Origin of the sequence: Hugenholtzia roseola DSM 9546, assembly GCF_000422585.1 — a bacterium.
Taxonomy (GTDB): domain Bacteria; phylum Bacteroidota; class Bacteroidia; order Cytophagales; family Bernardetiaceae; genus Hugenholtzia; species Hugenholtzia roseola.
On the sequence record NZ_KE383882.1, the window covers coordinates 168,602 to 182,154 of the forward strand.

General features: G+C 43.7%; 12 protein-coding genes. 10 read left to right on the forward strand and 2 right to left on the reverse strand.

The window, feature by feature from the left end; translation table 11 throughout:
• Positions 1-106 precede the first annotated feature (106 nt).
• The 5 genes from G500_RS0115595 to G500_RS0115620 all read left to right on the forward strand — a co-directional run bounded on the left by G500_RS0115595 (position 107) and on the right by G500_RS0115620 (position 4,339).
• A complete protein-coding gene (locus G500_RS0115595) occupies positions 107-508 on the forward strand; it encodes an SAM domain-containing protein (RefSeq protein WP_027003227.1) in 402 nt (133 codons plus the stop codon).
• Positions 509-888: 380 nt separating this feature from the next.
• Positions 889-2,571, forward strand: a complete 1,683-nt coding sequence (locus tag G500_RS0115605) for a hypothetical protein (RefSeq protein ID WP_027003229.1) — start codon at positions 889-891, stop codon at positions 2,569-2,571.
• A gap of 17 nt (positions 2,572-2,588) precedes the next feature.
• A complete protein-coding gene (locus G500_RS0115610; protein ID WP_154657180.1) occupies positions 2,589-3,089 on the forward strand; it encodes a hypothetical protein in 501 nt (166 codons plus the stop codon).
• A gap of 150 nt (positions 3,090-3,239) precedes the next feature.
• A complete protein-coding gene (locus G500_RS0115615; protein WP_154657181.1) occupies positions 3,240-3,704 on the forward strand; it encodes a hypothetical protein in 465 nt (154 codons plus the stop codon).
• 125 nt (positions 3,705-3,829) lie between these two features.
• A complete protein-coding gene (locus G500_RS0115620; RefSeq protein WP_154657182.1) occupies positions 3,830-4,339 on the forward strand; it encodes a hypothetical protein in 510 nt (169 codons plus the stop codon).
• A gap of 116 nt (positions 4,340-4,455) precedes the next feature.
• Here the strand turns inward: G500_RS0115620 and topA are convergent, their stop codons facing one another.
• Together topA and lpxB are read right to left on the reverse strand one after the other, a co-directional pair.
• On the reverse strand, positions 4,456-6,963 hold the full coding sequence (gene topA / locus G500_RS0115625; protein ID WP_027003233.1) for a type I DNA topoisomerase: 2,508 nt from the start codon (positions 6,961-6,963) through the stop codon (positions 4,456-4,458).
• 176 nt (positions 6,964-7,139) lie between these two features.
• Positions 7,140-8,261: a lipid-A-disaccharide synthase gene (gene lpxB, locus G500_RS0115630; protein ID WP_245574496.1), complete on the reverse strand. Its 1,122-nt coding sequence runs from the start codon at positions 8,259-8,261 to the stop codon at positions 7,140-7,142.
• 91 nt (positions 8,262-8,352) lie between these two features.
• Here lpxB and eno point away from each other — a divergent pair, with 91 nt between their 5' ends.
• The 5 genes from eno (at position 8,353) to G500_RS0115660 (ending at position 13,539) form a co-directional block, all read left to right on the forward strand.
• Positions 8,353-9,630, forward strand: a complete 1,278-nt coding sequence (gene eno, locus G500_RS0115635; protein ID WP_027003235.1) for a phosphopyruvate hydratase — start codon at positions 8,353-8,355, stop codon at positions 9,628-9,630.
• A gap of 433 nt (positions 9,631-10,063) precedes the next feature.
• Entirely contained in the window at positions 10,064-10,249 is a 186-nt protein-coding gene (gene ccoS, locus G500_RS0115645; protein ID WP_027003237.1) for a cbb3-type cytochrome oxidase assembly protein CcoS, read from the forward strand.
• Positions 10,197-12,383: a cytochrome-c oxidase, cbb3-type subunit I gene (gene ccoN, locus G500_RS0115650; RefSeq protein WP_051203727.1), complete on the forward strand. Its 2,187-nt coding sequence runs from the start codon at positions 10,197-10,199 to the stop codon at positions 12,381-12,383. Before ccoS ends, ccoN begins: the two co-directional genes overlap by 53 nt.
• 84 nt (positions 12,384-12,467) lie before the next feature.
• The gene (locus tag G500_RS0115655; RefSeq protein ID WP_027003239.1) at positions 12,468-12,662 is read left to right on the forward strand and encodes a hypothetical protein; all 195 of its coding nucleotides are present in this window, start codon (positions 12,468-12,470) and stop codon (positions 12,660-12,662) included.
• Between the two features lies 1 nt (position 12,663).
• A complete protein-coding gene (locus tag G500_RS0115660) occupies positions 12,664-13,539 on the forward strand; it encodes a cbb3-type cytochrome c oxidase N-terminal domain-containing protein (protein ID WP_027003240.1) in 876 nt (291 codons plus the stop codon).
• Positions 13,540-13,553: the final 14 nt, after the last annotated feature.

The following is a 13,553-nucleotide window of genomic DNA, read 5'->3' on the forward strand; positions in this document are numbered from 1 at the left end:
CTTTTGATGTCAAATCATACTTTTTAAGCCGTCGCTACAAAAAAAGTAGTCTAAACCGCGTCTTTTCCCTAACTTTGTGTTTATACAAAAAAAATGACACGACGTAATGCAAAAAATCACCTTCAATTCGCGCCATGGGATAAAATTTGCTGATAAGAAAATTCAGGTCAAAGGACAAAATCCCGCTTCTACACAAAAAAGTGAGAAAAATCTAACCCATATAGAAATCGACGGCGAGGCGTTTTTAGTCTTGACACAAAGCGACGTAAAAGAAAATGAGCAAGGCGAAAAAGGCGTGGCAGGATATGGCATCTGGGTCTTTTTAGGCAGCGAACCGCGCAAGCACAACTTGGTAGGCAAGATGCGCAATATCGGGGGGCAGGAGCCAACGCTGGACATCCGTTCTACTTTCGAGGACGAGGTCTTTCTTATCTTAGATTTGGTGCGTGCCATGATTACAACGCCGATTGAATCCAAAACCCCAGACACACCAGAAAAAGAGGTTTAACTACTTTATTTCTACTTTCTGGCTATTTTTAGCTCTTTTTCTTCTTCATTTCGCTAACCTTACGCGCCCTAACCTTTCATAAAAAGGGTTAGGGTTCTTTTTTGTGATAGATAGCCATGTAAGTTTTTTAATGTGAAAGTTTGGAAAGTTATGTTTTTTTTCATAGAAAAAAGCAAGATAAGCGGCTTGAATTGCCTTTTCTGATAGAAAGATAGTTTTTATAGGCATAGCTATACAGGAAAAGCCTATAAAATTGTGTTTTCAAGCACTAAAATATGTTAAAAATAGATTTTGCTCTTGTGCAATAAAAAACTATCCTTACCTTTGCAGCCGCTTACGCATGTAAGTTTGTTTTTTAATTGTACCTACATATAAACGCTATGCTAATTAAAAAGAAAACACTTGAAAATAGGAAAAAAAGCTATTTTCGGATAGGGCTTTTATTGGGTTTTATGATTCTTTTTTCGGCTTGTGAGAAGCTCGAAGAGGAAGTAGAACTCGAAAAAAGCGAAAGAACAGCTTCACAATACGCAGAAGGCGAAGCAGACGAAACACTGCCCTTAGTATTGGGTAGAAAGTTGGAAAACCCTTATACGGTGGAAAACATGAAAGCAGCCGTAGCCGTACTTGGAAGAAGAGGTTATACGCTTTTAGAAGCAGAAAACCTCGAGGAAAGCCACTATTACATCAAGTTTAAACCCAAAAACGAAGAGGAATACAGTGCGCTTTTGGCAAACAACGACTTAACTCTTTATAGCTACCCTTTGGACTATGAAGTCTTGGAGCGAGGAAGTTTCTATCACGACCCTACTTTACCACAAGACGTACCGACTTACCAATATGCGTCAGTAAGGAAGGAAAATAAGTTGGAAGTAACTTGTGAGTATGAAGTTTTAGCCAAACTTTATATCCCCGAAGAAGACGAAAGACTTTTAGAACTCAACCAAGCCTATGTAGATATGTTGCTTAATCAGGCGTATGCACAAACAGGCACAGGAGGCGGAAATGGAACACCGATAGAGGTTGATATAGACGAACCCTTAGTTACGCCTTACCGACCTGGCGGTAGGATTCTGATATATGACACACGCCTGCAAATGAACATAGGCTTACAAGGTGCTGAAATAAGAGCAAACCGATGGTTTACTACCTACAAAGCAACGACAGACTTTGCTGGCAACTACCGCATGAGCAAGACCTTTAATAGGCGTTGTAACTACTCTTTGCACATGGAACATCAGCACTTCCATATTCGTAAGGCAACTGTATTAGGTGCTTTGGTTTGGATAAACGGTCCCAAACAAGATGCCGACTGGAATCATACCATAGCAAGCGGATACAATAGATTTGCAGGGCATATATTGCGAGCAGCCTACATGTATCATTACCGCCCTATCGATGGCTTGCAACGACCTTATAGACCATTTGGCACACAAACGGGCTATGTAGCGGTTGATGCCAAAGAAACTTGGCAGGGAATCAGCTCGCCTGTAACCAATGTTGTGAAAATTGCACGGTATAAAAACAATGAATCGGGCAATGTTGAAATGCTCTCTGATGATGTTTTTGGGACAACTATTCACGAAACCGCCCATGTAAGCCATGTAATTCGTATGAACGCAGGCGTAATTCAGTTTAGCCAAGTATCTACCCAAATACAAGAAAGCTGGGCTTTAGCTGTGGAATGGTGGCTTACTAAAAGAGAATATCAAGCACGTGGTGTTTCAAACTATGGGGAGTGGAACTATAACCATCCGCTGCCAACTAACATGCCAAGAGAACATGGCTATCAGTATTGGCGACTAAGTTTTAATGATGTTAGTGCTGACTATACTACTCTTTTTATTAATTTAGTAGATAGTCACAATGAACTAAATAGAGAATATACTGGTCGTCGTTTTGGTTTTGTCAATGACCAAGTTTCAGGCTATACGCTTGCAGGTATTGAGGCAAATATTTTGAAACATAGCTACGGACTTTCCAGCCTTAGCCAAAAGCTAAAGCAACACAAACCCGCTGGCGTTACTGATGCGCAAATTGACCTTCTACTATCTTTCTACTAATTTATAAATTTAAATAAATGAAACTGAACTTATTATTTTGGATAACTTATTTGCTATTGATGTTATCCGCCTGCAACGCAACCTGGGTGCATGGCGTTAAGGCTATCGTAGAGAACGAAAGTTCTGTTCCTATCAAAATTTATTTCTTTGATGGAGGTAGAACGTCAGACTCTATACTAATTTCACCAAGCCAAACTTTTACATACGCAGAAAATGCCATTCTTGGAGGCAAACTCGAAGTAGAAGACGTAAGCATAAGACCCGATTTCTACAACAATCGTTATTTTGTTCGTGATTCGGTTGTGGTTGTTTTTGATGGTCTTTATCGTGTTACGCACTATTGGGACACGATTCCGCCAGCGGAAAAACCTGCTAAGTTTTTCTATTACCAAGACAATCGCAATTTTACCAATCACGATAATTTTGAGTTGGAAGTAAAAGAAAAATCTCGCCAAACGGTCGATTACATTTTCACCTACACCTTCACCGAAGAAGACTATCGCTTTGCGAAGGAATAGGATTGAAAAAGTAGCGAAGGGCGAAAGTTTTTCGCTACTTTTTCGAAGCAACACAACGTTACTGATGCGCAAATTGACCTTCTTTTATCTTTTTACTAACCTCTAAAAAAAACAGCCATGCAAGTAAAAAAACTGTGGGCAATACTGTGTTTGTTATTCTTATTTTCTTGTAATGCGGAGTGGTTACATGGCGTAAAAGCTGTTCTCGAAAACAAATCATCTGTTCCTATTTCGGTTTATTTTTTTGATAAGGGAGTTCTCACCGATTCGCTGCATATCCCTGCTCAAAAGGATTTTCTATACTTTACAGATGCGATTATTGATTCAAAAACAAAGCCGAGTAATGCAACTATAAGACCTGATTTCGGTTATAGTCGTTACTTTGTTCGCGATTCGGTCGTTGTTGTTTTTGATGGTCTGCATAGCGTTACGCACTACTGGGATACGATTCCGCCAACGGAAAAGTCTGCTAAGTTTTTCTATTACGAAGACAAACGCAATTTTACGAATCACGATAATTTTGAGTTGGAAGTAAAAGAAAAATCCCGTCAAACTGTCAATTATATTTTCACTTACACCTTCACCGAAGAAGACTATCGCTTTGCGAAGGAATAGGATTGAAAAAAGTAGCGAAGGGCGAAAGTTTTTCGCTACTTTTTCGAAGCAACACAAACCCGCTGGCGTTACTGATGCGCAAATTGACCTTCTTTTATCTTTCTACTAATTTTCTGCTTTTGTTTATGAAATTTAAAATATTATCAGTGTTTTTTATTACGCTTCTTTTTTCCGCTTGCCAAGCAGGTTGGACAGAAGAAAATGTGGCAGAAATTGAAAACCAAACCTCAACTATTGTTTCTATTCAATTTTTTGAAGAGGGGCAGATTGTCGATTCGGTACAAATTCAACCTACTGAAAAGTTGTTGTATGCACGTGAGGTTTTTGCTGGAACAGGCAAATTATCGCCCCCAGATGTTACAAAAGAATATTTTAGTGGTCATAAATATGGCGTGTGGCCTCGTCGCAGCGATTCCTTAGTGGTTATTTTTAACCACCGCTACCGCGTAACACACTATTACGACTCTATTCTGCCTGCTAATACGCCTACAAAATTTTATGGCTATAACCATGAGCGAAATATTCCCAATCAAAAGAATTTCGAAATGGTAGTAAAAAAAGCCTCTAAGCAAACGGTAAGTTATCTTTTCACCTACACCTTCACCGAAGACGATTATCGCTTTGCGAAAGAATAGGGTATAAATAAACCTAACAGATTTTTGAAAACTGTTAGGTTTGGTTCTAAATTGCGATTAATTATTAAAGCAGCGGAAAATTGTGCTAAATTTCCCCTAATTTTTTTCCCAAAAAGCTATTTCTTTTTTTCGGTCTTTGCCTTAGCGGTTGTTTTTTTGACCGTTGCCTTTTTAGCGACAGTTTTTGGCTCGGTAGCCGCCTTTTTAGAAACGCGCTTGGCAGGTGCTTTTTTAGCTTTTGCGTCTGTGGCTTTTGTGGCTTTGGTAGCAACTTTTGTAGGCTTGGCAATCGCCTTTGTGGGCTTTTTGGGGCTTTTTTCTATTAGCTCCAAACACTCCGCCAAAGTGAGTTCGCTCGGCACTTTGTCTTTGGGAATTTTGATATTTTGCCCCTGATACGCAATATAAGGACCATAACGCCCATTCAAAACCTTGACATCAGGGTTTTCGGGAAAGTCTAAAATATTTTTCTGCGCATCGGCTTTTCTTTTGGCTTCGATAATTTCGATGCCTTCCTCTTGGCTAATTGCTAAGGGGTCTTTTTCTTTTGGAATAGAATAAAATTTGCTATCGTGGCGGATATAAGGACCGAAACGCCCTACGGCAGCGACCATTTCCTTGCCTTCATACTCGCCCACTGTGCGCGGCAGTTTGAATAGTTCTAAGGCTTCTTCTAAGGTGATAGAATTGAGATACTGCCCTTTTTTAAGGGAGGCAAACTGCGATTTTTCGTCCTCCTCTTCCGACTTCAATTCTACCAACGCCCCATAACGCCCCATGCGTGCAATGACGCTACGCCCTGTTTTAGGGTCTGTCCCCAAATTTCGGGAATTGGCGGCAGAGGCAAAATCTGCATTTTCTTCTACCTTCTGCACCTGTGGGTGAAAATCTTGGTAGAAAAAGCGGAGCATATCGCGCCATTTGAGCTTGCCCTCTGCAATGTGGTCGAACTGTTCTTCTACTTGGGCAGTAAAGGAAAGGTCGATGATATTTGAAAAATGCTGCGTTAGGAAAGTATTGACCATAATGCCCAAATCGGTAGGAAAGAGTTTGTTTTTCTCTGCTCCCGTCATTTCGGTCTTTACTTGGGTCTTGATTTGATTTTCTTTCAAAGTTAGCTCTTTGTAGGGTCTTTTCTTGCCTTCGCGCGATTCTTTGACGACATACTCCCTTTTCAAGATAGTAGAAATGGTAGGCGCGTAAGTGGAAGGTCGTCCGATACCCAATTCCTCTAAGGCTTTGACTAAGGCAGCTTCGGTATAACGTGGCTTAGGGCGCGTAAAGCTCTCGGTGGCTTTCATAAAATTCAAATCCAGCACTTGCCCAATTTGCAGCGGTGGAATGACATTTTTCGCCTCGTCATCTTCTTCCTCGTCGGTAGATTCTAAATAAACCCTTAGAAAACCATCGAAAAGTATCACTTCGCCTGTGGCTTTAAATTTATCAGCAGGCAAAGGCAGGCTCGCCGTTTTCGCGATTTCTTTGTCCTTTTCAATACTTATCGTAACGATAGTGCGCTCGATGTCGGCATCAGCCATTTGGGAGGCAATGGCACGCTTCCAAATCAAATCATACAAGCGTTTTTGTTGTGCGTCTGCGCCTACTTCTCTGGCGGCAAAGTTGGTAGGACGAATTGCCTCGTGCGCTTCTTGTGCCGAAGAAGATTTGGTCGTGTATTGGCGGGAATGTACGTATTTTGCGCCGTAGCTCTGCTCGATGGCGGCGGCGGCATTGTTGCGTGCTTCTTTTGAAAGCGAAACCGAATCGGTACGCATATAAGAAATGTGTCCTGCCTCGTATAATCTTTGCGCCAAAGACATGGTCTGCCCAACGGAATAGCCAAGTTTGCGGCTTGCTTCCTGCTGCAAAGTAGAAGTAGTAAAAGGCGGCGTAGGCGATTTCTTGACGGCTTTCTTTTCCAAATTTTCTACCCTAAAAATTGCCGATTTGCAGCCTTGTAGGAAGCCCTGCGCCTGCCCTTCGTTTTCCAAGCGGCGACTTAATTCGGCTTGTAGGCTTCGCTTTTCGGCTTCAAATTCTGCCTGCAAACGGAAATAGGCTTCCGAATCGAACTTTTCTATCTCCATTTCGCGCTCTACCACTACGCGCACCGCTGCCGACTGCACGCGCCCTGCCGAAAGCCCAAATTTCACCTTTTTCCAAAGCACAGGCGAAAGCTCGAATCCCACAATTCTATCCAAGATGCGGCGTGCCTGCTGTGCTTCTACCAAGTGGTCGTCGATGCTACGCGGCTTCTGAATGGCTTGCAAGATTGCCGTTTTGGTAATTTCACGAAAAACAATGCGCTTGACTTTGCGCGTATCCAATTCTAAGGCTTCTTTCAAATGCCAAGAGATGGCTTCACCCTCGCGGTCGTCGTCAGTGGCAAGCCATATTGTTTCGGCATCTTCGGCAATGCGTCGCAATTCTTTTATTACCTGTTGTTTGTCTTCTGAAATTTCGTAGGTAGGCTCAAAATTATTCTGAATATCGATAGCCTGATTGTGCTTGGGCAAATCCCGCACGTGTCCGTAACTGGATTTGACGACAAAATCTTTCCCTAAGTAGTTTTCAATCGTTTTAGCTTTAGCAGGCGATTCTACAATTACCAAATTTTTAGGCATCACAACAAGGTTCAAAAGGTGAGAAAATAAAATGCAGCGGGCTGCCCTATCCTACGCACTACCCTACAAAAAGATAGGCTTTTAGAAAGGGAAATGACACATTGGCAGAGCCTTGCAGGGGTAGGAAAAAGCAGCGCAAGGTGCTAAGGGTGCAAAAATAGATTTTTTTTTAGAAATCAACTTTTCTTATCGCTTTCTTTCAAAAAAGTTGAAATATAGTGTGCAGTACGCAAGGAAACCTCTTCGGTTTGCATTTTTTGGCGCAAAGCCCGATAATCGGCTAAGATTTGCGCCCTATCTTGGTGCAAAACACGTGCTAATTCGGCTTTGATGCGCAAAGGGTTACATTCTTTTTGTATCAATTCGGAAACCACTTTTTTTTCTGCAATCAGATTGACCAAAGAAATAAAAGGCACGCGAATCAGATGCTTGCCGATATGATACGTCAGCGGATTTACTTGATAGACCACCACTTGGGGAACATCAAAGAGTGCCGTTTCGAGCGTCGCTGTTCCCGAAGCGACTACGGCAGCCTTCGCCACTTGCAAAAGGTGATAAGTATTGCCATACAAAATGGGAATACCTGCATCTAAGGCAGGGTAGTAAAGTTCGGTAGGCAAATCTATCACCCCCGCAATAATAAACTGATAGTCGGGGAAAGCCTCCGTAATTTTCAACATCTGGGGCAGCAAAAGGCGCACCTCCTGTTTTCTACTACCGGGCAGCAGGGCAATGATAGGCTTCTCTATTTGGGTAAGGTGAGCAGGTGGCTTTTTTTGCGCTTGGTTTTGAATGGCATCAAAAAGCGGATTGCCTACATAGTAGAGATGCTCTACTTGGTATTGCGCAAAAAAGGGAATTTCGAAGGGTAGGATAGAAAAAAGTGCGTCGGTATCGCGTTTGAGCGCAAGGGCGCGTTTCTGATTCCATGCCCATACTTTGGGTAGGATATAGTAGAAAACCTTTAAGCCCAACTTTTGTTTGGCAAATTTGGCAATGCGCATATTGAAGCCCGGATAATCGACCAAAATAAGCGCGTCGGGCTGAAAAGCGCGTAAATCTTTTTTGCACTCGCTCAAAATAGAGAGAATCGTAGGCAAATTGCGCAGCACCTCCACAAAGCCCATAAAAGCCATTTGCGCATAGTGGCGCACCAAAGTTACGCCTGCCTGCTGCATTTTTTCGCCCCCATATCCGCGAAAGGTAGCGGTAGGGAATTGGGTTTTGAGGGCAGCCACTAAATTGGCGGCGTGCAAATCGCCAGAGGCTTCGCCTGCAATCAGATAAAACTTCATCATCAACGGATTTGGATTCGAGGGGCAAAAATACCAAAAAACGCTATCTTTGCAGCACCAACCTTTTTTCACTGCTAAACTGCAAATCTATCTTATGAGCCAAATTCAGCATATTACGGCACGCCAAATTCTCGACTCGCGTGGCAATCCTACCGTCGAGGTAGATGTATTCACTACCAACAACCACTTAGGACGTGCTGCCGTCCCTTCGGGTGCTTCTACGGGCAAACACGAAGCAGTGGAATTGCGCGACGGCGATAACCAACTGTATCTGGGCAAAGGCGTTTTACAAGCGGTCAAGAACGTGCAGGAGGTAATTGCTCCACAGCTTTTGGGCTGCTCGGTTTTTGAGCAAAATCTCATCGACCGCATCATGATAGAATTAGACGGCACTGACAACAAAGCCAACTTAGGCGCAAATGCCATCTTGGGCGTTTCCTTAGCCGTAGCCAAAGCCGCCGCCAAAGAAGCAGGCGTGCCACTTTTTCGCTATGTAGGCGGCGTGAATGCCAATACGCTCCCTGTGCCGATGATGAACATCTTAAATGGCGGCGCACATGCCGATAATGGCATTGATTTTCAGGAATTTATGATTATGCCCATCAAGGCGGAACGCTTTTCTGAGGCTTTGCGCATGGGAACGGAAGTATTCCACCACCTCAAAAAGGTATTGCACAAAAAGGGACTTTCCACCAACGTAGGCGACGAAGGCGGTTTTGCCCCTAATATCCGCTCGAATCAGGAAGCCCTCGAAGTCGTGCTTTTGGCGATAGAAGCAGCAGGATACAAAGCAGGCGAAGATATTTTTATTGCCTTAGATGCAGCAAGCTCTGAATTTTACGACGAAAAAACAGGACTCTACCATTTCAAAAAATCGTCAGGCGAAAAACTCACCTCCGAACAGATGGTAGAATATTGGGCAAATTGGGTCAAAAAGTATCCCATTATTTCCATCGAAGATGGCATGCACGAAGACGATTGGCAGGGTTGGGCAAACCTAACAGAGGCGATAGGCGAAAAAGTACAACTCGTAGGCGACGACCTTTTCGTAACCAACACCAAACGCCTCAAAAAGGGCATAGAGCAGGAAGTAGCCAACGCTATCCTTATCAAAGTCAATCAAATCGGAACACTTACCGAAACCATCGATGCCATCAATCTGGCGCACCGAAATAGTTACAAATCGGTCATGTCGCATAGAAGCGGCGAAACCGAAGATAGCACCATTGCCGACCTTGCCGTCGCCCTCAATACAGGACAAATCAAGACAGGCTCGGCTTCGCGCTCGGATAGAATGGCGAAATACAACCAACTCCTGCGCATAGAGGAAGAGTTGGGCGAAACGGCTTATTTCCCAAGTCTAAATTTCTAAGGTATTGTTACAAAGTTTTAGAACTTGGTCATAGACCAAAATTGCAAACCCTAAGCGTCTTGGGAACGTTTGGGGTTTGTTTTTTTTATCATTTTCTTTCAATCTCACTTCTGAAAAGGCACACTGCCTTTTCACTTCGGACAAGGCAGTACCTTGTCCCTACTGCCTGATTTTAAGCACACAGATAAAGCAGATTTTACGGGTTGTCGCAGATTTTTTTGGATTTTTTTGGATTTTTTTAGCCTATTGGGGCTTTTTTTCCGATAAAAACACCGCACAAAGGCGATTTTAGGCAGATAAAAAAGGCGATAAGACTCTGAAAATCAATAGATTAGACAAAAACCTGACAAACATCAGGTTTTTACCCTGATAAATCTCATTTTTTGCTTGCGCCGCCTGCTCTACTTTTGTAACAGCATAAAATTCAATTCCAATGAGTGCTATTCTAATTTTAATCCTCGTGAGTTTGTTGGTGGCTTTAGGTTTCTTGGCTGCCTTCCTGATTTCGGTTAGGGGCGGACAGTACGAGGATACCTATACACCAAGTTTAAGAATCCTTTTAGAAGATGAGCCAAAACACGCAAACCGTTCTGAACAAGCCTCCTCAGACGGAAAGTAAAATCGAGACCTTCTCTTACGATAACGGTATCGTTAAGATGTTTGTGATAGCGACGGCATTCTGGGGCATTGTCGGTATGTTGGTTGGGCTTTTAGCGGCACTCCAGCTCACGCATCACGTTTTCAACTTCGAATTTGCGCCTACTACCTTTGGGCGTATTCGCCCGCTTCACACCAACGCGATAATTTTCGCCTTCGTAGGAAACGGGATTTTTATGGGCGTTTATTACTCGCTACAACGCCTCTGCAAGGCGCGTATGTTTAGCGACGTATTGAGCAAGCTACACTTCTGGGGGTGGCAGCTCATTATCGTTTTAGCCGCCGTAACGCTCCTGATGGGCTTTATCACCACAAAGGAGTATGCCGAATTGGAGTGGCCTCTCGATATTCTTATCGCGCTGGTTTGGGTAGTTTTTGGGGTGAATATGTTTGGTACGATTCTCAAACGTCGTGAGAAGCACCTTTACGTAGCGATTTGGTTTTATATCGCCACTTTCGTTACGGTAGCGATGTTGCATATCGTCAATTCATTGGCTATGCCTGTGGATTTCTTGGGTATGAAAAGCTACTCGATGTTTGCAGGCGTGCAAGATGCGTTGGTACAATGGTGGTACGGACACAATGCTGTGGCATTTTTCCTCACTACGCCTTATTTGGGTCTGATGTACTACTTCGTACCAAAAGCGGCAAACAGACCTGTGTATTCGTATCGCCTTTCTATTGTGCATTATTGGGCGTTGATTTTTATCTATATCTGGGCGGGTCCTCACCACTTACTTTATACTGCCCTGCCTGACTGGGCGCAGTCGTTAGGGACGATTTTTTCATTGATGCTCATTGCTCCCTCTTGGGGCGGTATGTTGAATGGTTTGCTCACCTTGCGCGGCGCGTGGGATAAAGTTCGCACCGAGCCGATTCTGAAATTTATGGTCGTAGCGGTTACGGCTTATGGTATGGCAACTTTCGAGGGACCGATGCTTTCCTTCAAAAATGTCAATGCAATTAGCCACTACACCGACTGGACTATCGCACACGTGCATATTGGCGGCTTGGGCTGGAATGGTTTTCTTACCTTCGGTATTTTGTATTGGCTTGTTCCCAAACTTTTCAATACCAAACTCTACTCTAAAAAGCTCGCCGAAACGCACTTCTGGGTCGGCACTTTGGGTATTCTTTTCTACGCCATTCCCCTTTATTGGGCAGGCTTTACACAAAGTTTGATGTGGAAAGATTTTGGTGCAGATGGCTTTTTGAAGTACAAAAACTTCTTGGAAACGGTTGTCCAAATCTTACCTATGTATAAAATGCGTGCCGTAGGGGGTGCAATTTACCTCACAGGCGCAATTATTATGGTCTATAACCTCATCATGACGGCACGTCAGGGCGCATTTATTGGCGATGAGCAAACCTCTGCCCCTGCTATGCACAGCCATGACGACGGCTCTGCCAAACATTGGCACTCTTGGATTGAAGCACGCCCTGTGCAGATGTTAGTTTGGTCATTTGTAGCGGTTGCGATTGGGGGTATCATCGAATTTGTACCAACTTATCTTATCCGCTCGAATATTCCTACTATTGCGGCAGTGAAGCCCTACACGCCTTTGGAATTAGAGGGTAGAGATATTTATATGCGCGAAAACTGCGCCGTCTGCCACTCTCAAATGGTGCGCCCCTTCCGTTCTGAAACGGAGCGTTATGGCGAATACTCGAAAGCAGGCGAATTTGTCTATGACCGTCCTTTTATGTGGGGTTCGAAGCGCACAGGACCCGATTTGCACCGTATCGGGGGCAAATATTCTGATGGCTGGCACTACAACCACATGATTTCGCCGCAAAGTATGTCGCCTGCCTCTATTATGCCGCCTTATCCTTGGCTTGATGAAAACAAATTAGATGTTTCTTCTACCGAAGCCAAAATCGTAACCATGCAAAAATTAGGCGTGCCTTATCCCGAAGGATACGAAAAGAGAGCCGTTTTAGACCTACAAAAACAAGCGGCACAGGTGCAGGCGAACCTCAAAAAAGAGGGCATCGAAACCGAAAGCGACACCGAATTGGTAGCCCTGATTGCTTACCTACAACGCTTAGGTACGGACATCAAGAAGGTCAAGCCCGAAAACTTGCCTACCAAGTAAGAGTCTTATTGGTAAGATTCTCTTTTAGTAAAACTCTCACCGAAGGGCTAACCCTTACTTAGCCCTTCTCAATTCCGAAAAGCCATGTACAAAGACGTTCTTAGAGATATTTCAGGCGTGGAGATTTTTGCCGTCATCGGACTTCTTCTCTTTATTGCCGTCTTCCTTGCCTTTGCCGCCTATTCGGTTTTTATCAAAAAGCCCTTAGTAGAGCATTTAGAGTCGTTGCCTTTGGAAAACGACGACCCTTCTCCTTCTTTCACCGAAAACAGACGCTAATATGTACAAGAAAATAATTTTTCCAACGCTTGCCCTGCTTCTGATAGGCAGGACAGGATTTGCCCTTAGCCCAACAACAAGCGCAGGCACTTTCTCGCTCGAAGAGCTAATGATTTTACTCTTAGTGCTAATTGTTGCGATTATCGTGGTTCTTTTTATCATCATTGCTTTTTCTTTTGTGCAATTTATCAAACTTATTACACGCACAGAAGAAGAAAAAGCAGGTATTCAGGCACAGAAAGCCCAAGAAGATGGCTTTTGGAAGTGGTTTTGGGATAAATTCAACGCCGCCGCTCCCATCGAAACCGAAGAGCAAATCATTCTCGACCACAATTACGACGGCATCAGAGAACTCGACAACCAACTGCCGCCTTGGTGGAAATATGGCTTCTACGCCTGTATCGCTGCCAGCGGTTGGTATCTCTACAATTATCATTTTACCGAAAGTGAATTTGTGTCGGTGAAAGAATACCGCGAAGAGATGGCGATTGCTGCTATCCAAAAAGAGGAGTACCTCAAAAAGATGGCTGCCTTGATAGATGAAAACAACGTAGGCGCGTATGCCAAAGGTGATGCAGGGCTGGAAGGCGGCAAAAAAATCTATGTCGACAACTGCAAATCCTGCCATGGCGCAGAAGGACAAGGCGGCGTAGGACCAAACCTAACCGACGAATATTGGCTGCATGGCGGCAGTTTGAGCGACATCTTCAAAACGGTCAAATATGGGGTAGTGGAAAAAGGTATGATTTCATGGAAAGACCAACTTTCGCCCAAAGACATTCAAGATGTTTCCAACTATATCCTAACCCTACAAGGGACAAACCCTGCCAATGCCAAAGAAGCACAAGGCGAATTATACAAGCCTGAACAAAAATAAACACGCATAACAGA

Bases quoted from the DNA above. Each gene is read 5' to 3' on its own strand.
- G500_RS0115605 (WP_027003229.1), top strand. From the start codon at position 889: ATGCTAATTAAAAAGAAAACACTTGAAAATAGGAAAAAAAGCTATTTT.
- G500_RS0115595 (WP_027003227.1), top strand. From the start codon at position 107: ATGCAAAAAATCACCTTCAATTCGCGCCATGGGATAAAATTTGCTGAT.
- G500_RS0115660 (WP_027003240.1), top strand. From the start codon at position 12,664: ATGTACAAGAAAATAATTTTTCCAACGCTTGCCCTGCTTCTGATAGGC.
- G500_RS0115620 (WP_154657182.1), top strand. From the start codon at position 3,830: ATGAAATTTAAAATATTATCAGTGTTTTTTATTACGCTTCTTTTTTCC.
- G500_RS0115610 (WP_154657180.1), top strand. From the start codon at position 2,589: ATGAAACTGAACTTATTATTTTGGATAACTTATTTGCTATTGATGTTA.
- topA (WP_027003233.1), bottom strand. From the start codon at position 6,963: ATGCCTAAAAATTTGGTAATTGTAGAATCGCCTGCTAAAGCTAAAACG.
- ccoS (WP_027003237.1), top strand. From the start codon at position 10,064: ATGAGTGCTATTCTAATTTTAATCCTCGTGAGTTTGTTGGTGGCTTTA.
- eno (WP_027003235.1), top strand. From the start codon at position 8,353: ATGAGCCAAATTCAGCATATTACGGCACGCCAAATTCTCGACTCGCGT.
- ccoN (WP_051203727.1), top strand. From the start codon at position 10,197: ATGAGCCAAAACACGCAAACCGTTCTGAACAAGCCTCCTCAGACGGAA.
- lpxB (WP_245574496.1), bottom strand. From the start codon at position 8,261: ATGATGAAGTTTTATCTGATTGCAGGCGAAGCCTCTGGCGATTTGCAC.
- G500_RS0115655 (WP_027003239.1), top strand. From the start codon at position 12,468: ATGTACAAAGACGTTCTTAGAGATATTTCAGGCGTGGAGATTTTTGCC.